The sequence below is a fragment of the Pantoea sp. S18 genome, from assembly GCF_045689705.1.
Lineage (GTDB): Bacteria > Pseudomonadota > Gammaproteobacteria > Enterobacterales > Enterobacteriaceae > Pantoea > Pantoea symbiotica.
The window spans coordinates 960,632-982,924 of the sequence record NZ_CP142688.1 but is presented as its reverse complement, the minus strand read 5'-3'; the positions used below and the strand labels follow the sequence as shown (position 1 = coordinate 982,924).

At 53.5% G+C, this 22,293-nt stretch carries 19 protein-coding genes; 9 read left to right on the top strand and 10 right to left on the bottom strand.

The genetic code is table 11. The features are described 5' to 3' along the window. Positions 1 to 193 precede the first annotated feature (193 nt). The 3 genes from dbpA to VIJ98_RS04290 all read left to right on the top strand — a co-directional run bounded on the left by dbpA (position 194) and on the right by VIJ98_RS04290 (position 4,564). The gene (gene dbpA / locus VIJ98_RS04300) at positions 194 to 1,573 is read left to right on the top strand and encodes an ATP-dependent RNA helicase DbpA (protein WP_008105991.1); all 1,380 of its coding nucleotides are present in this window, start codon (positions 194 to 196) and stop codon (positions 1,571 to 1,573) included. A gap of 140 nt (positions 1,574 to 1,713) precedes the next feature. Continuing rightward, positions 1,714 to 2,676, top strand: coding sequence for a chemotaxis protein (locus tag VIJ98_RS04295; protein ID WP_008105989.1), 963 nt, complete (start codon positions 1,714 to 1,716; stop codon positions 2,674 to 2,676). Positions 2,677 to 3,007: 331 nt separating this feature from the next. Then, positions 3,008 to 4,564: a methyl-accepting chemotaxis protein gene (locus tag VIJ98_RS04290; RefSeq protein WP_008109601.1), complete on the top strand. Its 1,557-nt coding sequence runs from the start codon at positions 3,008 to 3,010 to the stop codon at positions 4,562 to 4,564. Between the two features lie 185 nt (positions 4,565 to 4,749). On the opposite strand, the gene VIJ98_RS04285 is transcribed toward VIJ98_RS04290, so the two are convergent. From VIJ98_RS04285 to VIJ98_RS04270, 4 genes are all read right to left on the bottom strand, one after another. Next, positions 4,750 to 6,039 carry an HAAAP family serine/threonine permease gene (locus VIJ98_RS04285; protein ID WP_061717513.1) on the bottom strand — a complete coding sequence of 430 codons (1,290 nt, stop codon included), beginning with the start codon at positions 6,037 to 6,039 and terminating at the stop codon, positions 4,750 to 4,752. A 381-nt stretch (positions 6,040 to 6,420) separates the two neighbouring features. After that, positions 6,421 to 7,416 carry a glycosyltransferase family A protein gene (locus tag VIJ98_RS04280; protein ID WP_323272428.1) on the bottom strand — a complete coding sequence of 332 codons (996 nt, stop codon included), beginning with the start codon at positions 7,414 to 7,416 and terminating at the stop codon, positions 6,421 to 6,423. After that, entirely contained in the window at positions 7,413 to 8,720 is a 1,308-nt protein-coding gene (locus tag VIJ98_RS04275; protein ID WP_323272426.1) for an oligosaccharide flippase family protein, read from the bottom strand. Before VIJ98_RS04275 ends, VIJ98_RS04280 begins: the two co-directional genes overlap by 4 nt. Positions 8,721 to 8,736: 16 nt before the next feature. Continuing rightward, entirely contained in the window at positions 8,737 to 9,714 is a 978-nt protein-coding gene (locus tag VIJ98_RS04270) for a glycosyltransferase family A protein (protein WP_323272424.1), read from the bottom strand. 1,024 nt (positions 9,715 to 10,738) lie between these two features. Here VIJ98_RS04270 and VIJ98_RS04265 point away from each other — a divergent pair. From VIJ98_RS04265 to VIJ98_RS04245, 5 genes are all read left to right on the top strand, one after another. Beyond that, a complete protein-coding gene (locus VIJ98_RS04265; protein WP_154153733.1) occupies positions 10,739 to 12,379 on the top strand; it encodes an ATP-binding protein in 1,641 nt (546 codons plus the stop codon). Continuing rightward, on the top strand, positions 12,372 to 13,064 hold the full coding sequence (locus VIJ98_RS04260) for a response regulator (protein WP_008108968.1): 693 nt from the start codon (positions 12,372 to 12,374) through the stop codon (positions 13,062 to 13,064). The genes VIJ98_RS04265 and VIJ98_RS04260 overlap by 8 nt, the downstream gene beginning before the upstream one ends. Before the next feature lie 170 nt (positions 13,065 to 13,234). Continuing rightward, the gene (locus VIJ98_RS04255; RefSeq protein ID WP_179451751.1) at positions 13,235 to 14,323 is read left to right on the top strand and encodes an ABC transporter substrate-binding protein; all 1,089 of its coding nucleotides are present in this window, start codon (positions 13,235 to 13,237) and stop codon (positions 14,321 to 14,323) included. A gap of 74 nt (positions 14,324 to 14,397) precedes the next feature. Then, positions 14,398 to 16,167, top strand: a complete 1,770-nt coding sequence (locus VIJ98_RS04250; protein WP_323272421.1) for an iron ABC transporter permease — start codon at positions 14,398 to 14,400, stop codon at positions 16,165 to 16,167. Then, positions 16,160 to 17,230: an ABC transporter ATP-binding protein gene (locus VIJ98_RS04245; protein ID WP_323272419.1), complete on the top strand. Its 1,071-nt coding sequence runs from the start codon at positions 16,160 to 16,162 to the stop codon at positions 17,228 to 17,230. Before VIJ98_RS04250 ends, VIJ98_RS04245 begins: the two co-directional genes overlap by 8 nt. Before the next feature lie 157 nt (positions 17,231 to 17,387). Here the strand turns inward: VIJ98_RS04245 and VIJ98_RS04240 are convergent, their stop codons facing one another. From VIJ98_RS04240 to VIJ98_RS04220, 5 genes are all read right to left on the bottom strand, one after another. Further along, entirely contained in the window at positions 17,388 to 19,133 is a 1,746-nt protein-coding gene (locus tag VIJ98_RS04240; RefSeq protein WP_154153745.1) for a glycosyl hydrolase family 28-related protein, read from the bottom strand. Between the two features lie 202 nt (positions 19,134 to 19,335). Then, positions 19,336 to 19,629, bottom strand: a complete 294-nt coding sequence (locus VIJ98_RS04235) for a hypothetical protein (RefSeq protein ID WP_323272417.1) — start codon at positions 19,627 to 19,629, stop codon at positions 19,336 to 19,338. Then, entirely contained in the window at positions 19,626 to 19,976 is a 351-nt protein-coding gene (locus VIJ98_RS04230; RefSeq protein ID WP_008108960.1) for a hypothetical protein, read from the bottom strand. Before VIJ98_RS04230 ends, VIJ98_RS04235 begins: the two co-directional genes overlap by 4 nt. Then, positions 19,973 to 20,440, bottom strand: coding sequence for a hypothetical protein (locus VIJ98_RS04225; protein ID WP_323272415.1), 468 nt, complete (start codon positions 20,438 to 20,440; stop codon positions 19,973 to 19,975). Before VIJ98_RS04225 ends, VIJ98_RS04230 begins: the two co-directional genes overlap by 4 nt. A 182-nt stretch (positions 20,441 to 20,622) precedes the next feature. Next, positions 20,623 to 20,901, bottom strand: a complete 279-nt coding sequence (locus tag VIJ98_RS04220) for a hypothetical protein (protein ID WP_323272413.1) — start codon at positions 20,899 to 20,901, stop codon at positions 20,623 to 20,625. A 42-nt stretch (positions 20,902 to 20,943) separates the two neighbouring features. Between VIJ98_RS04220 and VIJ98_RS04215 the strand changes: the two genes are divergently transcribed. Then, positions 20,944 to 21,243 (top strand): hypothetical protein, encoded by a 300-nt coding sequence (locus VIJ98_RS04215; RefSeq protein WP_154191670.1) that lies wholly within the window; start codon positions 20,944 to 20,946, stop codon positions 21,241 to 21,243. Between the two features lie 73 nt (positions 21,244 to 21,316). On the opposite strand, the gene VIJ98_RS04210 is transcribed toward VIJ98_RS04215, so the two are convergent. After that, positions 21,317 to 22,048, bottom strand: a complete 732-nt coding sequence (locus VIJ98_RS04210; protein WP_008108954.1) for a S24 family peptidase — start codon at positions 22,046 to 22,048, stop codon at positions 21,317 to 21,319. Positions 22,049 to 22,293: the final 245 nt, after the last annotated feature.

Genomic DNA, 22,293 nt, shown 5'->3' with positions numbered 1-22,293 from the left:
ACGCAACTTCTCAGGATTAAATCAACCTTAAAAGCATTAGAACTTTGCACCATTAAATGCCTAAAAAAGAGACAAGTCTGGTATAACGCTTACTGATTTCAAGTGGGAACCAGCGGCGCTTTTGCCATTGCCGATCACGCCCCTTTCTGCCAGACTGACCGCCGCAATCCTACCCGCAATTAGAGACTTTCCCGTGACTGCTTTTTCTACCCTGACGCAACTGCCCGCCAGCCAACTCGATAACCTGCGCGAGATGGGTTTCGACGCCATGACGCCGATTCAGGCCGCTTCCCTGCCCGCTATTCTGGAAGGGCGCGACGTGCGTGCGCAGGCGAAAACCGGCAGTGGCAAAACCGCCGCCTTTGGCGTGGGTTTGCTGAACCGCATCGACAACAGCCAGTTCCACACCCAGGCGCTGATTTTGTGCCCGACGCGTGAACTCGCCGATCAGGTCAGCAACGTGCTGCGCCAGCTGGCCCGTTTTACCCGCAATATCAAAATTCTGACGCTGTGCGGCGGCCAGCCAATGAGCGCGCAGCGCGATTCCTTAGTGCATGCGCCACACATCGTGGTCGGCACGCCGGGCCGTTTGCTCGATCACCTGAAGCGCGACAACCTCGATCTCAGCCAGCTGCAAACGCTGGTGCTGGATGAAGCCGATCGCATGCTGGAGATGGGCTTCCGCGACGATATGGAAGCGATCATTGGCTTTACGCCGGAAACGCGCCAGACGCTGCTGTTCTCTGCCACCTGGCCGGACACCATCGCCAGCCTCAGCCAGCGTTTTCAGCGCGATGCGCTGGCGGTCGCCACCGAAGATAAAACCGAGTTGCCGACCATCGAGCAGCAGTTTATTGAAGCCAGCGCCAAAGAGCGTCATAGCCTGCTCGGCGCGCTGCTCAGTCAGCAGCAACCGGCCTCCTGCGTAGTGTTCTGTAACACCAAGCGCGAATGTGACGACGTTGCCGCCGCGCTGAATGAACGTGATATCAGTGCGTTGGCGCTGCACGGCGATCTGGAACAGCGCGATCGTGAGCGCGTGCTGATTCGCTTCGCCAACGGCAGCATCCGCGTATTAATTGCAACCGATGTCGCCGCGCGCGGTCTGGATATCAAGTCGCTGGCGCTGGTGGTGAATTTCCAGCTGGCGTGGGATCCGGAAGTGCACATTCACCGCATCGGCCGTACCGGTCGCGCCGGTGAAAAAGGTCTGGCGGTGAGCTTTGTCGCCCCCGACGAAATGGTGCGCGCCAATGCGCTGGAAGAGTATCTGCAGCAGAAGCTCAACTGGGTTTCCTCCAGCACGCTGAAAGGTACCAGCGCCAAATCGCTACCGGCAACCAAAATGACGCTGTGCATTGATGGTGGCCGCAAAGCCAAAATCCGTCCGGGCGATATTCTGGGTGCATTGACCGGTGAAGCCGGTTTCAGCGGCGATCAGATCGGCAAGATCGATATGACCGCTACCCACGCCTATGTGGCCATCGACGCCGCTCAGGCGAAGAAAGCGCTGATCAAGCTGAAAGAGGGCAAGATCAAAGGCAAAAGCGTGCGCGCCATTCTGTTGAAGTAAGTTGTATCCGCGTGAGGGCGATCGCCCTCACGCTAAAATTTCCGTTATCTCCCCTTCATTTTTTTTCTCTTCTGCCGATAAGTTAATCATGGCGATATTGCCCTGCCCTTTACCCAGCCCAGATCTGCTCCGAGGCCATGATGGATAATTTTCAGAAAGAGATCGATGAACGCGCCAACCTTGCGCTTTCCAATAAATTCGAACTGCTGTTGTTCCGACTGGGTTCCGATCAGCTGAAAGGCAAATCTGAGCTGTACGGCATCAACGTGTTTAAACTGCGTGAAATCGTGCCGATGCCAACCATCACCCGCGCCGCGGGCATGCAATCGCCGCTGCTCGGCATGGCGAGTATTCGTGGCCAGTTTATTCCGGTTATCGATCTGCCTGCCGTGACCGGCTGCAAACCGGAAACCGGACTTAACCTGCTGCTGGTGACGGAATATGCACGCAGCACTCAGGCGTTTGCCGTGGAATCGGTGGAGAACATTGTGCGTCTCGACTGGAGCCAGGTGCATACCGCTGAAGCGGGCATCGGTAGCCGCAACATCACCAGTATCGCTTGTCTGGATACCGATGGTCAGAGCAACAATCTGGCGATGGTGCTGGACGTTGAGCAGATTCTGTATGACATCATTCCTTCGGTGCGCGGCGTTGAACCGAGCGCAGAGACCGCCAAAGACTTCAATCTGAAGCCAGGCCAGGTGGCGATTGTGGCGGAAGATTCCAAAGTGGCGCGTCAGTTGCTGGAGCAAGGCCTGAAAAGCATGGGCATCCCGGCGATTATGCATAACACCGGTTTGGAAGCCTGGATCAAAATTAACGAGATGCAGAAAGAAGCCGCAGCCAACGGCGAATCGATCCACGACAAGATCGCGCTGGTGCTGACCGATCTCGAAATGCCGGAAATGGATGGCTTTACCTTAACGCGCAACATCAAGCGCGATAATAACCTGCGCCAGATTCCGGTGGTGATCCACTCGTCACTCTCCGGCAGTGCCAACGAAGATCACGTGCGTAAAGTCGGTGCCGATGGTTACGTGGCGAAGTTCGAAATCAACGAGCTGTCGAATGTGATTCACGGCGTGTTGAAAAAGCCGCGTTAATTCCCACATCCAGGTGCGCATAAATGCGCACCCTACGAAAACCCTTCCCCTTTGTCGTAGGGTCGCCATTCATGGCGACCGCCAAACCCTTCACATTTAGATCCAACAAAAAACCAACTTCAATACTATTAACCTTTCTGTGACGTACCTCTAAAAAATTAAAGTTAAAACATTAACAACCGATAACTGATAGCGCTTGTGCCGGTGCTGCCATACCAGTTTTGTCACGCTGCGCAACGATTTTCACCTTACAAAACATCAACCTGATGCGGGCGCCTTGCCTGCTTGTCCGTCTTGAAAACATCAATTTTTGGCATTACGGGGAGATCCAATGTTGAGCTTAAAAAATATGAAGGTCGGCGTCCGTCTGGGCATCGCCTTTGGTTTAGTGGTGGCACTGTTGGTCATCGTCGGCGTCACGTCGATTACCAAAATCAATAACATCAAAACCGGCATTACCTCGATCGTTGAAGATCGCTACATGAAAGTACGCCTCGGCTTTGACGTGCGTGACGGCGTAAACGAACAGATCAAATACCTGCGCGGCATCGTGATCGATACCACGCGCCCGCAATTCAACGAAAAACGCTACCAGCAATTGGCGGACGCCACCGATAAAACCAACAGCGCGATGAATAAAATCAAAGCGGTGCAGGTGACTGAAGTGGGTAAAAAGAAGATTGCCGGTCTGCTAGCCGCCAGCGACAAGTTTGAAGCCGAGAAGAAAGAGCTGCTGGATCTGGTACGTGCGGGCGATGCTGATGCCGCCAGCGCCTATGTACTGAAATCCATTACCAGCACGCAGAATGCCTTTCTCGATAGCGCCGTAGCATTTGCTAACTCGCAGTCACAGCAGTTGGAGCAGGAAGGCGCACGAATTATTGATAACGGCTCATCAGCCATCGAGATGACGCTGATCTTCTCCGCCATCGCCATTGCCGCCGCCATCGTGCTCGGTTTTATGCTGACGCGTTCGATTGTGCGTCCGTTGAATGAAGCGGTGGAAATCGCCGGGAAAGTGGCGGCAGGCGATCTTAGTTCACATATAGAAGTGAGCGGCAAAGATGAAACGGCGGTGCTGATGCAGGCGCTGCAGGCGATGAACGACAACTTGCTGACCATCGTTTCCGATGTGCGCGCCGGCTCCGATACCATCGCCGTGGCATCAAATCAGATCTCCAGTGGCAACATCGATCTCTCGTCGCGTACTGAACAGCAGGCCAGCTCGCTGGAAGAGACCGCTTCAGCGATGGAGCAGATGACCGCCACCGTCAAGCACAACGCCGAGAACGCGCGTGAAGCCAATCAGCTGGTGGCCAATACTTCCAACGTGGCGAAGCAAGGCGGCGTGGTGATGGAACAGGTGATCGAGAAGATGGAAGCGATTACCCTCTCTTCGAAGAAGATCGTCGATATTATCAGCGTGATCGACTCCATTGCTTTCCAGACCAATATTCTTTCCCTTAACGCCGCCGTCGAAGCCGCACGCGCCGGTGAGCAAGGCCGTGGTTTCGCCGTGGTGGCCACCGAAGTGCGTAATCTGGCGGCGCGTTCGGCGTCTGCGGCCAAAGAGATCAAGGTGTTGATCGAGGATTCAGTGGCGCAGGTGGATGAAGGTAGCCGTCTGGTGACGCACGCCGGTTCAACCATTGGTGAAGTGGTTAACAGCGTGAAGAGCGTGGCGGATATCATGAGTGAAATCACCATTGCCAGCAGCGAGCAGAGCAGCGGGATTAGCGAGATCAACTCGGCGATTACGCAGATGGAAGCGGTGACGCAGCAGAATGCCGCGTTGGTGCAGGAAGCCTCAGCGGCGTCGCAGGCGTTGCAGGAACAGGCCGATCGTCTGGCGCAGTCGATGAGTGTGTTTAAAACGGCGGCGGTGTAACGATAAACAGGTCGCCATGAATGGCGTAATGCCGCTCAGTTAAGCATTAATTTGCATATGTATGCAGGTGCGCATGAATGCGCACCCTACGAAAAACGCGCCAGTCCTTTGTAGGGTCGCCATTTATGGTGACCGAAAGACGCTTAACTGACGAGCATTATGCCATTAATGGCGCCCCTACAATGCTAACTCACCAGCGACCAGGCAATCGACGAAATCGCCAGCACGCCGACAATCACCACAAACAGGTTACTGATCTTCCCGCTGTACTGACGCATCGCCGGCACTTTCTGGATGGCGTACATCGGCATCAGGAACAGAATCATCGCGATGATCGGCCCGCCCAGCGTTTCAATCATGCCCAGAATACTGGGGTTCAGCGTCGCCACCAGCCAGGTGGTCAGCAGCATAAACGCGGTGGTCAGGCGATTCAGGCGCTGCGGTGTGACGGTTTTTCCGCGGCTGCGCAGTGACTTCACCACCATGCCGTTAAAACCTTCACGCGCTCCAAGATAATGCCCGAGGAACGATTTGGTGATCGCTACCATCGCAACAATCGGCCCCATCCACGCAATCATCGGCACATTAAAGTGGTTGGCTAAGTAAGACAGAATAGTGATGTTCTGATCTTTCGCCGCCTGCAGATCGGCGGGCGACAGGCTCAGCACGCAGCTGAAGACAAAGAACATCACCGTCACTACCATCAGTAGATGGGCGTTGGCCAGAATGCGCGAACACTTCTTCTCCGCACCTGCGCCGTACTCATCGCGCTTAGCGACGGCAAAAGAGGAGATGATCGGCGAATGGTTGAAGGAGAACACCATCACCGGAATCGCCAACCATAGCGTCATCAGAATGCCGTGGCCGCTTACATTCGCGTTCAACGATAAAGTTTCCAGCGCCGCGCCATGCCAGTGCGGCACCAGATAAGCCGCCAGCAGCATCAGCACCGCCACAAACGGGAACACCAGAATGCTCATCGCTTTAACAATCATCTGCTCGCCAAAGCGCACCACCGTCATCATGCCAATGATCAGAATTAGCGACAGCAGCACACGCGGCGGCGAAACCAGCCCCAGCTGATGCACGATAAAGCTATCAACAGTATTGGTGATCGCCACGCTGTACATCAGCAGGATCGGATAGATGGCAAAGAAGTAGAGCAAAGTGATGACCTTGCCAGCGCCCACGCCGAAGTGCTCTTCCACCACTTCGGTGATGTCTTCGCCGGGATTTTTACCGGAGAGTACAAAACGCGTTAACGCGCGGTGCGCGTAATAGGTCATCGGGAAGGCAAGAATCGCCATGATAATCAGCGGAATCAGCCCGCCTGCACCGGCGTTAATCGGTAGAAAAAGCACGCCCGCACCAATCGCCGTACCGTACAGACCCAGCATCCACACGGTATCACTCTTACGCCAGCCCTTAGCCGCCGTTTCTACGGTGCCAAGCGTACCGGTTTGTGAGTTGTCCATCTGTCTCTCCAGAATTTCAAGCTTTATCAACACGCAGCCACAAGGATGGCTACTAATCATGGCGTAGGCTGCTCCGCCCGGCCGGAACGCAAAGGATGACGCTTCATGAGATGAAATTCACGCATCCTGATGTTTTACGCCGCACTAAATGCACGAAACATGCGCGCAATCGATTGCATGGGGCGCTATTTGACATGAGACGCGGGATGAGTGCAAGAAGGAGAAACCGAGAGTGTGCAGAAAGATGTGCGGAGAGTGGAAAGGTGTGGCAACGCTGGGCTGTTGCCACGGGTAGAGCTGAGAACATCGGGTGAAACTCCCCCGGCAACTAGCCTCTGTACAACAAATGCGTCCAGAGACTAACACCGGGAGAATTTCAAATCAGAATGCGCGCATCCTGTAGAGTGCATAAAGAAAATAGTACGCTGTGAGTGTATTCAAATTCATAATCATGTACTTCAATTTTTCATTTTTATTCAGCAGAATGAAAATACCTTTCGAGTATTTACCCCGCTTTATTTCATTAATTTCCTGGGCAATATCCGCAGGTGAAAACGAAGAGTGATACATAGCGGTCACGATTTGCATATCCAGCGCGAGCACACGTTTGGAAATGCCCTTGAGGAAATAATCGAGATTGCTGGACTGATATTTACTGATGATCGAATCATACAGTGCAGTGAGAAACTGTTTACGCACTTTCAGTTCACTGTATTGCACTTTACGCTTCGATAATGAACCCTCCACATCTTCATAATGATAAGCAGCGCCCGGCGTGACCAGGAAATTGCTAATGCAGCTGAAGAATTTAAGGTTAAACAACAAATCCTCGCTCATGGAGATACCCTCCAAAAAACGCAGGTTCAGCTCCTCAATAATCTGACGGCGATAACATTTGTTATGCAGATAACCGATGTTATCACTCATCTCCAACTCACCGAGCACATAAGGAATGTCCTCGTGACTGAAGAAGCCCGCTTGCGACACTTTACCTACGCGATTGTCGTTGAGGTTTCCTACCATCAAATCGACAGACTCCGCTGGCCAGGCATCGAGATTCTGTTTGAAGATCATCAGGAAGTTATCGTCCACCCAATCATCCGCATCGAGGAATAACACATATTCACCGCTAGCCTGCTGCATGCCACTATTTCGTGCGGCGCTAACACCGGCATTGATTTGGTGAATTACCGTGACCTGCGAATATGCACTGAACTCCTGCAGAATATTTGAAGTTGCATCGCTGCTGCCATCATTAACCACAATCACTTCGTAACTGCCGAACGTCTGTTTAAGCACGCTCAGCAAGGTACGTTTAATGGTTTTTTGTGAGTTATAGACGGGAATGATAAGACTAAATAGTGGTTTTTCATTCATGATAAACTCTCTTTACTGTCTGAGGTTTTGATATTGTTGAATAACAGCCATAGTTTCCTGGGGTTGATAAATATTTGGTGAATACGCATTACTGGTTGAGCAGGGAAAAAGTAATTAAGCAGGGAGAACGATAAAAACTCGGTTAATACCACGCTCATGGCCGCGCCATTTAAACCGAAGTAAGGAACCAAAATTAAAGAGGAGGCCACGCAAATTAATAACACTACGAAGGTTTTCTTCACTAAATAGCGATATCCGTTGTACTTAATAATGAAACGATCCATCACGCTGCTCAGCACCGCGCACATCGCACCGACGCTGAGTAACAGCGTTGGCGCGACCGCATCGAGATACTCCGCACCGTAGAAGTCCCGGATAAACCATCCGGACAATAACCAAATCGCCAGAATCACCAGCGAAGAGACACCAATCACCAGCAGATGTAATTTCTGCGCTTTGATAATCGATTGCCGATCGTCACGCTCGGCAAAGAACGCCGGGAAAAAGGAAGCCAGCAACGCATTGGGTAAAAATACCCACGCGGTAGCGAGCGTCAGCGCGACGGAGAAAATCCCCGCCTCTTTTACGCCAAGGAAATACGACACACTGATTTGATTGACGCGGGTATAAATCGCCACCGCAATCACGGAAAACACCAGTGAAATACCCGACGCCACCATATAGCGTGAATATTTCTTCATCTGGCGCAGTGCCGGAATCGGCACCTGACGATGATATTTCAGGAATATCGCCAGCTTGATGGCAAACGGAATAAAGGTCGCCAGCACGATAGGAATCGATAATAGCTGCGGATCCAGTCCGTAATACGAAATAAAGAAGCGCACGGTTAAACTGATGGCCAAACCCGCCAGATTGGCGATCACATTCAGGCGCGCATTGAGCATCGCCTCGTTGTAGATATTGACCAGATCCAGCGAAGAGAAAAGACAGGCAATCGCCGCCGCGCAGATAAACACCAGCGCTTCAGCACTCCACTCTTCGCCCATGATCAACATGCCGCTGGCCGCCAGCACGCCGTAAATCACCAGCACCAGTAGAAAGGTCGCCATCATTAAGCGCATGCCTGAGTGATGATTTTGCGATAAGCGTTTCAGCAGAATCACATCGCTGCCCATTAACGCGATGCTCTGGATGAACTGAAATACCAGCATCGAGATCGAGATAATGCCGAAAGTGGTGGGCCCCACGTATTTCGCCACATAGGAGGTGACAAATATCAGGCCGAATACCGCAATCAGCTTTTCAGCGATCATCCACATGGAGTTTTTTAATTTATCTTTCACAACTTAACCTCAGCGTTTATTTCTGTGCCAGTCGGCGCAGACGCGATACCAGTCGTGGACTGACAAAAAACAGCGCAAAGTACAGGCTCCACGGATTGAACATCAATCCTGATGTGAAATAGGACTTAAAGCTGCGACGGTAGAGCGAAATATATTCATCAATAAAGGCGCGGCTGAATCCGTCGCTGTGCAGCGCTTTATAGATATAAGACGAAGTGACTTTTAAATAGAGATGGTAATAACAGCGGCTATGCTGAGCGGATAAAAACGCCTGCATGCCATTAAACGAGCGCGCAAAGGAGAAATGCTTTTCCCGTAACGCCGAACGCGTGGCGGAGTTGGTGGATTCCACATAGTGATAAACCACCTGCTGGGTAAAGATCACCTGACGATCCTGCTGCAGGTGCAGGTAATTGATCACAAACAGTAGATCTTCAAAGTTATAAATCTCTTCGTTGAATGTGAGCTGATGCTGGCGAATCACATCGCCACGAAACACCTTGTCGCAGATACCGTGACGCGGATTGAAATAGAGCAGATCGTTGATTGCCGCCGAAGCAGTCAGCTGGCGCGCGTCACTGGTGTTCGCCGGGAAATCGAGCGGCTCGCCTTGCGGCGTGAAGTGCTGCGATTCGCCGCCCACCATCGCGATGTTGTTTTGCATCAACCGCACATAGGTGGCAAACGCGCTGGCTGGCAGAAAATCATCGGCGTCTAAAAAGCACAGCAGTTTGCCGCGCGAGGCACGAATGCCCTGATTGCGCGCCGACGAGACGCCGCCATTGGTTTTGTTGATGATATGAAAATGCGGGTAATGGGCGTAATTCTGTAATATCGCGAGCGAGTTATCGCTGGAACCGTCGTTAATAAATATCACTTCAAAACGGTTCTCTTCCTGCTGAAGCAGGCTATCAATGCATCGTTCCAGATACGCCGCGGCGTTATACACCGGCACGATGACGCTGATTAAAACGTCGTTAACGGGATTTTGCATATAACCTCTGGACTCTGTCGGAGTAAAAGTTGCGGGCGAAAAAAGTAATCTATGAACATTGCAGTGATTAACACTGCGCGTTGCTTGCGCCCGGCTTAACATTTGTTGCTTGTCTATTTCAGAGTTTCCTCAGGTCAAATAAAACTGGCCTTTAATTCTCTCTAAAAATTTCACTAAATAAGATAATCGCCAAATAAACCGTGCAGTTTCATTCTGTTTTCGTCAGCTAAACCAGGCAGGCTACCGCCCCAGGCTTGCAGCTACCTGTATACTGACCACAGTGAAACCCCTATTTTTGGCGTAAAGAGGCTGCGCTGCGCTCATAAGAGTTCAGTTAATTTTCAGCCGGTTACGTTTTTTCTTTTGGTAATTTGGCTTAACGCCATTACCACGCCGATCATGACGTACTTAAATTAAATTTTTATCTGCCTGGTAATGAACGTTAAAAAACGCTGGCGTCTTTATCGTGCTCATCACCAAAAACAAGAAATGCCGACCGGGGCTGAGAAGGTGCATCCAAAGACGGGCCTTCTCAACGAACGTCACGACATTAACGATATTTGCTGTATGCCCTGCACTTTAATTACGCTGGCGCGTCATTCGCGCGCCGATAAGTGCAAGTGGCGTTAATTCAGTGTGGCTATCGCAGCCGCACTGCAAGAGGCTTGATGCCCAAAATTTGCGATCTAATTCAAAACTTTTCCCGGCATTCTCACCACTCGGGGTTATAAGGTCAATGGCTGCCGGGTTAAAACGGAATTTACTCAGAGAAAGGATGGATTAAATAGCGGCGCATAGATTAGCCGTGGTGAATTGGTTTTTTATTCATTGATTAGCGCCGCAGCAGGCGATCTCCAGGAATAAGATGGGAATATCTCTGACATCGTGCCAACAGAAACCAGCGCCTAAGCCGCGCCGGGATTGAAGCCAGCTCACAACTCTGATGTTAGCCTGTCACAGCGCTCATTTTCGCGTGCTAGTCTCCAGCCATGCCTCTCTCCAGTTTTCCTTTACTGCAGGTTGTATGAAACGCAGATTATCTTTCCAGGTAAAACTCTTCCTGTCGCTGGTGCTGTTTTCCTGCCTGCTACTCGCCTTGCTGGGCACTATTCTGTTTCATTTTATCGATCGTCAACTGCATCACGATTTGGGGCAGCGCGCGCGGGTGCAGGCCAGTGAGATTGCGCTGATGCCCGGTCTGGCGGAGAAAGTGGCGCGCCGCGACATCGCCGGCATCGCGGCGTTGATCCAGCCGCTGCGCAACCAAAGCGATGCCAGCTACATCGTGATTGGCGACACGCAGGAACAGCATCTCTATCACTCGGAATCACCGGAGCGCCTCAATTTACCGATGATTGGCGGCGACAATGCCGAAGTGCTGCAGGGCAAAACCATCATCTCGGTGCGCAAAGGCGGCATCGGCGTATCGCTCCGCAGCAAGGCGCCGATCTTTAATACGCAGCATCAGGTGATTGGCATTGTCTCGGTGGGTTATCTCACCTCCTATATTGCCAATATCAACGTCAGCCTGCTGTGGCAGGCCAGCTTGTATGGTGTGGCGCTGTTGCTGCTGCTGTTTATCTTTTCGTGGATGTTTAGCCGCAACCTGAAAAAACAGATGTTCTGGCTGGAGCCGAAAGATATCGCCCTGCTGGTGCTGCAACAAAAAGCGCTGCTGGAAGCAATGTATGAAGGGGTGTTTGCGGTGAACGCGGAGCGGCAGCTAATTCTTATTAACCGCGCTGCACGCGAGTTGCTGGATATCCAGCAGAGTGAGAGTGAACTGTTGGGGAAACCGCTGGATCAGGTGCTGCAAATCCATCCGGCGTTTTTAAGCCAGCATGAGGTGAAAACCCACGACCACATCACCGTGCTCAATCAGCGTCAGGTGATCGTTAACCGGGTGGCAATTGAGCTGGAACCCGGCGAGCCAGGCGGCTGGGTGTGCAGCTTCCGCGATAAAAACGACATCAACACATTGAGCAGCCAGCTCAGCCAGGTGAAACGCTACGCGGACAATCTACGCATCATGCGGCATGAACAGCTGAACTGGACCGCCACGCTGGTCGGCCTGCTGCAGATGCAGCGCTATGACGACGCGATGCGCTACATCCATGCGCAATCTGCGGGCGCGCAACAGGTGCTGGATTTTGTCTCGGCGCGCTTCACCTCGCCCGCTCTGTGTGGGTTGCTGCTGGGGAAATATGTCAGCGCGCGGGAAAAAGGCGTCGAGCTGAAATTTGACCCCGCCTGCCAGCTAACCCGCATTCCTGCCGCGCTGAGTGAAACGGCGTTGATGTCGGTGATCGGCAATCTGCTGGATAACGCGGTGGACGCCACGCTCAACGCCAGAACGCCCGCGACACCGGTTGAGTTATATATTTCCGGTCGTAATCAGGAGCTGTTAATCGAAGTGGCCGATCAGGGTTGCGGCATCGATGACAGCATCAAACCGCACTTGTTTGAGCAAGGCGTCACCAGCAAACCCAACAGCGGCGACGATATGCTTGGTGCAGAACACGGCATCGGTCTTTATCTGGCGGCGGGTTATGTACAGCAGGCAGGCGGCAGCATTGAGATCAGCGACAACTCACCGCAGGGCACCATTTTCTCGGTGTTTATCCCGTTCCATTCCGCCGCGTTAACAGGACTTTCTCATGAATAATGCTAAGCCGCTTGATGTGGTGATTGTGGAAGATGAGCCGCATCTGGCCGATCTGCATCGTGAATATATTGAGCAGAACTTTCATCTGCGCGTGGTCGGTATTGCCGCTACGCTGGCACAGGCGCGCGAGCTGATTACATTACACCAGCCACGGCTGCTGCTGCTCGATAACTATTTGCCGGATGGTCAGGGCGTTACGCTGATTGACGATCCGCTGCTGAAACGCTTTGAGTGCTCGGTGATTTTCATCACCGCCGCCAGCGACATGCAAACCTGTAGCCACGCGATGCGCAGCGGCGCATTCGACTACCTGCTGAAACCGGTGTTTTTCCATCGCCTGCGCGCGTCGCTGGAACGCTTTATGCTGCAGGTGCAGACCATGCGCCAGATGAAAAACGTTGATCAGCAGGCGCTGGATAAGCTGTTTAATTTGCCAACCAGTGATGCGCCGTCAGCGCCTTCGACCAAAGGGATTGAAACCATTACGCTGGATCGGGTGAAGAGCTTTTTTAGCGCTGCACCGGAGAGTAGCTGGTCAGTTGAACAGGTGGTTGAGCGCGTTGGCATCAGTAAAACCACCGGTCGTCGCTACCTGGAATATTGCGTGGAGATCGGTTTTATTGGCGTCGAAATGCAGTACGGCAACATCGGCCATCCGCGACGGCTGTACCGCAAAATCCTGTGATCTTGCGCAGATTTCGCGCGCGGCCTGTCGTGGTTTTTATGGTGTTAATTGCCTAAACGACGCCAACAATCACACTTCGTGAAGATAACAATCCGTCACCTCTTGTGTGGAAAAGTCGATAGGCTATGTTGACCTTTAGTTCCTCAAATGTAACTAAAAGGTTAATTATAATGTCGAACACTTTCCCTCTGTCTCTGATTGCTGCAACTGTTTTTGTGTCTATGTCAGCGGTTGCTGCCCCGCCGCAAGGCTATCCAGCGGATTATCAAAGCGTGATTGATGCCGCCACTAAAGAAGGCAAAGTGGTGGTTTACTCCACCACCGACACCAAAGCTGCGGGGCCGCTGATCAAAGGTTTTGAAGAAACCTATCCCGGCATCAAAGTTGAATATAACGATATGAACAGCACCGAGCTGTACAACCGTTTTATCAGCGAACAAGCCTCGGGCGGCACCAGCGGCGACGTGGTGTGGAGCTCCTCAATGGATACCGGTCTGAAGCTGGCGACCGACTACGCGCAGGAGTACAAATCACCTGAACTGGCGCAGCTGCCGAAGTGGGCGGTGTGGAACAACAAAGCCTACGGCACCACCTACGAACCGGTGGTGTTCATCTATAACAAGCGTCTGATCCCGGCCGGTGATGTGCCCGATTCACACGCCGCGCTGGCCAAGCTGATCGCCAGCCAGACCGACAAATTCAAGAGCAAAGTTACCACTTACGATATTGAGAAATCGGGACTTGGTTTCATGCTTTCAGTGCAGGATTACAAAGCCGATCCCAACTACTTCAAAACGCTGGCCGACGTGGCGAAAGGCGGTTTAGCCGTGCAGTCCTCCACCGGCACCATGATGGAAAGGGTCTCATCCGGCGAAAACCTGATCGGCTTTAACATCCTCGGTTCTTACGCCGAAGCGCGCGCTAAAACCGATCCGTCGCTGGGCATCTCTTATCCGAAGGATTACACGCTGGTGCTGTCACGCGTTTCGTTCATCAGCCAGCAAGCGCAAAACAGCCATGCCGCCAAACTGTGGCTCGATTATGTGCTATCTGAGAAAGGACAAAGCATTCTGGCTAATCAGGCCGACATCCCTTCCCTGCGCAACGATATTGAAGGCAAAAACGACATTGATGGCATGACCAAAATGTTGGGCAACGCGCTGAAACCGATCCCGGTTGATGAAAGCCTGCTGGAATATCTGCAACCGAAAAAACGTCTGGATTACATCAAACAGTGGCGCGAAGCCGCCGGTAAATAACCGCCGTTATCAAGCGCGGCGACTGCGCCGCGCTCAGCTTTCTCTTATCTGATTTCGCCATTCAGGGTCTCAATATGCGTGCATTGCATAGAAAGTGGCAAAGCCTGCCGCGCGGCGTTGTGGTGCTGATAACCGCGCTGGTTATCTACATCCCGCTGTCGTTTATCGTTATACAAAGTTTCTTGTCCGCGCCGTTCTTTTCGCCGTCGAAAGAGTGGAGCCTGGAATCGTTTGCATTTATTTTCACCGATCCCGACTTCTACAAAGCGCTGCGCAGCGGATTTATTCTCGCCTTTGGGCTGGTGATCATCGCCATTCCGCTGGGCGGTATTCTGGCGTTCCTGATGGTGCGTACCGATTTACCCGGCAGACGCATCATTGAGCCGCTGATCCTCGTACCCATTTTTGTGTCGCCGATGGTGCTGGGCTTTGGATATGTGGTGGCGGCAGGTCCGGTGGGATTCTTCTCGCTGTGGGCGCAATCACTGCTCGGGTTCGTGCCGTGGAATATCTACGACATGTCGAGCATCGTGGTGATCGCTGGCCTGACGCACGTCCCGCACGCCTATCTTTACATCTCTTCTGCCCTGCGCAGCGTGGGATCGGATGTGGAAGAAGCGGCGCGTATTTCGGGTGCTTCGCCGTTGCAGGTGATGACGGCGGTAAGTTTGCCGATGGTACGCCCGTCAATTCTGTATGCCATCGTGCTGCTGTTCTTCCTTGGGCTGGAAGTGTTCGGTTTGATGCTGGTGCTGGGCGATCCTGAAGGCAACATGGTGCTGGCCACTTATCTCTATCAGCTGACCAATAAACTCGGCACGCCGTCTTATCACCTGATGGCTGCGGTGGCGGTGGTGCTGATTTGTATCACCATTCCGCTGGTGATGCTGCAACGCCGCCTGATGCGCACCGCTAACCGCTTTGTCACCGTGAAAGGTAAAGCCTCGCAGGCGCGAGCGCTGCCGCTGGGCAAATGGCGCTGGGTGGCGGGCGCAGTCGTGGCGTTCTGGCTGACGGTGACCATTGGCGTACCGCTGCTGGGCGTGGTGCTGCGTGCGTTTATCTCTAACTGGGGCGTTGGCGTTTCGATTTGGGATGAGCTGTCGATCAAGACTTTCCAGACCATCTGGGCGCAGCCCAACCTGCTGCGCGCAATCGTCAACTCAATGGCGATCGGCGTGATCGGCGGCGCGCTGGCGGTGGGTTGTTATCTGTTTATCGGTATCGCCATGCACCGTAAACCCGATAACACTACGCGCTTCCTTGATTACAGCGTGCTGGTGCCGCGTGCGGTGCCGGGCTTGCTGGCCGGTCTGGCGTTTCTCTGGGTGTTCCTGTTCCTGCCAATGTGGCTGGATAACTCGCTCAAATCGGGCTGGCTATCGGATTTCGTCTGGTCGCAGTGGCTGCGCGATCACCTGATCGTCTGGCTGCGTTCGCTGCGCAGCACCATCTTCAGCGTCTGGCTGGCCTACACCGTGGTGTGGATGGCGTATGGCCTGCGCCTGATCTCCTCAACGCTATTACAAGTGGGGCCGGAACTGGAAGAGGCGGCGCGCAGCACCGGCGCTACGCGCGGACAGATTACGCGTCACGTCACCATTCCGTTATCACGCTACGGCCTGATTGGCTCATGGCTGCTGATGTTCCTGATTTTCGAGCGCGAATATTCCACCGGCGTGTATCTGCTTTCGCCCGGCACGGAAACCATCGGCTCAATGCTGGTTTCCCTGTGGGCGGCGGGCGCGATTGATATCGTTGCCGCACTCTCCTTTATTAACATCCTGCTGGTCGTGGTCGGATTGGGTATTGCCCTGCGATTTGGAGTCAAATTACATGATTGAATTATCGGTCGAGAACCTGCACTTAACGTACGGCGACAATCCGGTGCTGAAAGGCGTGTCGATGAATTTGCAGCGCGGCGAAGTGGTTTCCCTGCTTGGCCCGTCCGGCAGCGGCAAAACTACGCTGCTGCGCGCGGTCGCCGGGCTGGAGAAGCCGACTCAGGGCACGATTGTGATTGGCAAAAACACGGTTTACGCCGGTACGCCGCGCAGCGAGATCCCAGCGGAAGAACGGAATCTGGGATTGGTGTTCCAGTCCTACGCGCTGTGGCCGCACAAAACCGTGTTTGAGAACGTGGCCTATCCGCTGAAGCTGCGCAAAGTGGCGACAGCGGAGATCACCCAACGCGTGCAGGATGTGTTGAACCAGCTTGGCCTCGGCCACCTCGGCAAACGCCATCCGCACCAGCTTTCAGGTGGTCAGCAGCAGCGCGTGGCGATAGGCCGGGCGCTGGTGTACAACCCGCCGGTGATCCTGCTGGATGAGCCGTTGTCGAATCTTGATGCCAAGCTGCGTGAAGAGGCGCGCGTGTTCCTGCGCGAGTTGATCATCAAACTGGGCTTGTCGGCGTTGATGGTGACGCACGATCAAAATGAGGCGATGGCGATTTCCGACCGTATCTTGCTGCTCAATAACGGCAAAATCGAACAGCAAGGCACGCCGCAGGAGATGTACGGCTCGCCAAAAACTCTGTTCACCGCCGAGTTCATGGGCAGCAACAACCGGCTGCACGGCAAAATCACCGAGCTGCGCGACGGCAAAGCGCGCATCGAGGGCAAAGGCTGGGCGTTGTGGGGATTGGCGGGCGCGGGCGTGCAAAATGGTCAGGAAGCCACGGCGGTGATCCGCGTCGAGCGCGTGAAACTGGCTGAGAGTCCGGGCGAAAACCAGCTGGAACTGCCGCTGCTCACCAGCATGTATCTCGGCGATCGTTGGGAATATTTGTTCCGCACCTCCGGCGATGATTTTGTGATTCGCGCCTACGGCACCGAGGTGCGCGATCCGCAGCACTGCCATCTGGCGCTGCCGGAAAATCATGTGTGGATTTTCCCGAAAGGGTGAGGTTCAACCAGGTCGCCATAAATGGCGACCCTACGAATATAAGGCAAGATTTTGTAGGGTCGCCATTCATGGCGACCTTATTCATCACCGCACACTTTTCAAAAAATTTTTGCAAAAAAAAAGCGAGGCCGAAGCCTCGCCAAAAAGATGCCAGCCCTCAATCGTAATAAGGAAGTTTACGATCGACACCGTTAATGTTGACCAGCACAAAGCCCGTCGGCGCGGTGGCGTTGGTTGGTGTGCCTGCTGCCGTCGCGACGGTTAGCACCCCTTTCTCATTCGCCCCAATTCCCGCCAATCCGTTATGCAGACCAAAACGTGCCGCCGGTTTGAAACCACCCAGTTTGGTGGTATCGGTCACCACCGAGAAGTCCTGCTGGAACAGCGAGCAGGAACCGGTATCGAAACGCGTTGGACCGGTACATTTCAGGTTCAGCATGGTATCGCCACTGTTGGCGCGCAGTTTTACCCACACCGCCGCATAGGTGGTGCCGACGCGGCTGTAGCGAATATCCAGCACCGCAGGTTGCCCCATGTGATAGGCATCGGCCCACACCGTTTCCAGGCGCTGCAGATTGACCCAGGTTTTACCGGTCGCTGCCACGTTGACCGGCGAACCGGCGGTGCCGGTGGGCTGAGTCGCATCCGCTTTACCAATAAACTCCATCACCCACTGCTGGTTAGCGTTCGGGAAGAACAGCTGCCCGACGCGGTACCAGTTATCAGTATCGGTGTTGTTGGTAATTTTGTAGCCGCTGTAATAGCCCGCGCGCAGCGATCCGGTCATGAAGGTGCCGTAGTTTTCGTCGCGACGATAGCCATATTCAAAGGTGGACAACCAACGTCCGGCGGCGGCATCCAGGCTGAGTTTCGCGCCGGATTGCAGGTTGAGCTGGCGGATCACCACGCGCGCATTGTTGAGATTCAACGGCGTGCCGCAATCCTCAATATTCAGCGTATCCACCGTCCAGCCGCCGTCAGAGAGATCGCCCGGATTACGCGTGTGTTCGATCCACACGTTGCGAATAATCCCCTGCGTCACGCGCGGCATGTAGAGCGTGGCGTCGCCGTAACCGGTCTGGAAGTTACAGTTACACAGCTCAATCGCCGTGGAGTGATCCCACGCGCCTTTCGGCGAGTTTGACCAGCCCACATCAAACACGCGCGCATAGGTATACAGGGTGTAAATCTGGTCGAATTTACTGTCGAGGGTATCCAGCACTTTAATCACCGTACCGCCGTTATTCTGCGCGCGGAAACAGTAGATATTGACGGTGGTGCCTTCGATGCAGGTGTTTTCGAAGAACGGCTGCACGTTGCTGCACATATCGGAGGTGATGGTGCTTTTGTTGGTGGTGATATCGGCGGATGCCTGACCGTTCCACGCGATACCTCGGATGGAGGTACGACGCGCCTTCACCTTGAACACCGTGTTGGCACTTTTGTCGGAAATAATGGTGGTACGCGGCAGCGAACCCAGCTCCACATCATCGCCTTGCAAACCGAAGAAGGCGCGCTCGGTGCCGCTGATGTCGATCGGGCTGATCAGGAATTTACCGCCAGGGAAACGCACCGGCAACGCGGTGATATTGCCCGAATAGTTTTGCGTCCACGCCAGCATACGGTTAAAGGCATCGGTATCGTTGGCGTAACCATCGCCTTTGGCACCGAAGTGATACACGTTGATATCCGACGGATCGTTAATCACGCGTTTCCAGTAAAAACCGTTACCGATCACCAGCGTACCGCCATCTTCAACCGCCGTTGTGGTGCCGATAAAACCGGTAAAATCACCGCCACCGTGGAAGGTGGAGTCCGCGTTGTAGCGACGTAAGAATGCCAGATCGCCGTTTTTGGCCGGAACAGTGGTGCGCAGTTCTGCGTAAGAGTTAACTTCGATCATTATAGCCTCCTCGGCTTTTCGGGTAGGTAATGCAAATGCAAGAGAACAGCGTTAGTGAGCCGGTTGGCCGCAGTGCTGATCCCAAAGATCGTTGTGATTGTTGATGGCGCGAACGGTGCGAACGTCCATGCGCTCGGCGTCATTGCCGTGGGTGTAAATCGGGGAAAAAAGGGTACAGGCTGAGTCGATGACGATGGGGGATTCAGGGCTGGTGATATTTCGACTGCTGCAACTTGTCGCGAGCAGCAGCGTCATCAAGATTAAGGTTGCTGGCTTCCACACGTTTGGCCTCCTCGCGCAGCTGTTGCTGCTGCTGGTTAACCGCTTCCGCTTGCGCCGCAGCTTTATCGGCGCGCTCGACGGCGGATTTGGATGCTTGCTGCACCTTGCCGATTTTCTTGCCACCGAAGTAGCTGGCGACCAGCGCGGCAATCACGCCTGCCAGCGCGGCCAGCCAATGCCAGCTGCCGCCGAGCAATGTGGTGAGAAGTGTCATGCTTTTTCCTCCATGGCGATTTTCTGCTGGTTAAGGCCTTTCTGGCGGACGAACTGAGCAATCACGCCCATCGCCACCATAAAGGCACCAATCAGCCCCAAATAGTTATGCGGCAGAATCTCTTTCACATCGGGCGGCATGCTGTTCCAGGCATCAAGCGCAGCGCTGGGAAACGATTGCACCCATGCGCTAAGCATCGAACCAAGCGACGCCAGCCACACCGACCAGGTTTTGAATAACAGCCGCGCATGTTTGACGAACTCCAGCGTGGTGAAACGCTGCATGATCAGCACCACAATGATCACCAGCAGCACCGCAATGATAAAAATCAGCAATTTCAGATTCATAGCAGCCCCCGATAGATGTCATAGGTGCCGCTGCGCATCACTTCGGCATGGCGCCGCGCGCGGCCCGAGGTTTGACGCGCCCACAGGCTATCGAGCATGGCGTTTGCCGCGCTGTTGAAGTCGCCCTGAGTAATCGCGGTGAGCATGCCGCGAAACATCGCCAATCCATCGATACCCAGTTGATAGCCCATGCTGATCAGCACATCGCAGCGCGCTTCATTGCATTTGGTCAACGCCTGCTGCACCAGCGCACGTTGATGCATTTGCTGCACCTTGCCTTCAACAATGCACTGCTTCCACACATCGCCCACCGGACGCGGCACCTGGAAGATGTAGTTGCTGAGCGAGGCACCTTTGGGGCCAATGCGAATGCCGCCCGCGACCGTGGGGAAACCCTGCGTGTCGAGATAAGGCGCTTCGCGGTAACCCTCTTCAAAATTCAGGATGGCAATAATCTGGCTCATAGAAATTCCTCTTTGACGGGCGCAACAGTCCGAAAATGGCTGCGCAAAACGGCAAAAAACATAAATCTTGCTGATCGTTTAAAACATTGAGCGCGTTGTCAGATAAGCGAAACGCTCAAGAATGGTTAAACAGTGAGCAACAATGAAACGTTCCGTTTAAAACTGGGGAAAGTGATGCAGGTTTAGCGCACGGCGTACAAATAAACATGGGGCAAACAGCAGTTATCGACGCTCGCCTGTTCCTGCCGAACGCGAACGGGCGCTAACACGGCGCAATCAACGCGCGACAGCGTTTGGCGCTGGCAGATGCGTTCAGCGGTACGCAGAGGGACATTTTCGTATTCGATGCCGAGTGCGCTATCGATGCTGCGCTTAAGGCGGCTGAGGGACTGGCGTCGCCGATGGCGGCGCGTGCGTGCATTGCCGGTAAATACTGACTTCCCGTACTGGATAATCGCCATAACTCCTCCTGTTAATGAGTCTTTGGCGATGGGGTGGCAGGCATGGCGATGCGGCTGATGCCGACGCGTTCGCTGTTCCTCTGGAAAATACTCGACGTCAACTCGCCCGGCTGCATTCGCGGCCAGGGTGAAGTAGAGGAGAGTGAAAAACAGAGGGCAACTGACAACGCTGCAAAGTGCGTATCCACCCCATCCCAAAGTTCACTAACTTTGGATGGTATGTATCGCGCTTGTGCAGCGCCTCAATTGTTTAAGAGCGGGCTCATCCGTGAGCAGATATGTTGTCCATCCATGCTCAAATTATTAACAGGTTCTAATGCATTGGCAAACACCAATGGTTAATTTTTTATTTACCATCAGTTAAATTTATGATTTCAGCCAAAATATTTTTTTGTCGCAATCTGGCGTTTTGTGATCAGCCTAGAATTTGATAATCCCGCGCCTGGCTCATGATCACCCGCGCCACCACTTGCAGCGTCCTGGCTTCTTCCAGCGTGAGATACCAGGTTTCATAGCGCTTGTTATCTGAGATCACCGCGACTTTTTTGTGCTGAAGTTGCAGGCGTTTGAGATAGAGCTGATCGTCAAGCGTGAACAGATAAATTCCATCGCCGTCGAAGCGATGCACGCTGATATCGACAAACAGCTGATCGCGCGGCGCAAAGGTGCCGGCCATCGAATCGCTGTTGAGCGCGATGAGGCGAATATTCTCAGCCGGGCGGCCGTTAAACAGCACCCGCGCCTCTTCCAGCCCATATTCAATGGCTTGAATGGTCTCCACCAGTTCATCGCGCGTAGAACTGCTGCGCACGCCGTGCTGGCCGATATCCAAACTTTCAACGCGAAACAGGTGCTGTGGATTCACCAAACTGCGCTGCGTTAGCAAAGCGGCCGGTTTTTCCATGCCAAACTGCAGCCACTCAACGCGCACGTCGAGTAACTGGCTAAGCGCCAGTAAATTATTATCATCAGGTATCGATTGTCCGTTAAACCATTTCCACACCCCCGGCGTTGAGATCTTGCATCCCCTTTCTTGCAGCGCAAGCGCAACCTGTTTGTTTCGTCCATGTCCGACAATTCCCGCGCTTTCGCATGCGGCAATCAGCCTGGCAGTGAATGCTTGTCTCGTACTCTCTTTTTTAACCATCAGTTAATAATCTGCCTTCAGTAAAAGACTGAATGTTATTTTCATTTTTGCTACCAGTTCATTTTATATTACCGGCAGTTTACTACCCAACCGCTTTTATCAATGAAGCTGGACAATCATTATCCCTTTCGGTTAGGCCGAAACCAGTGTTCAGTGCTATATCGCTTGTTCTGACAGGGGTTTTCAGGATTGTTCTGTAGCTATAAGACCAGCATCTAAAGGAAAAAATGGGTGAAAAGCCGCGA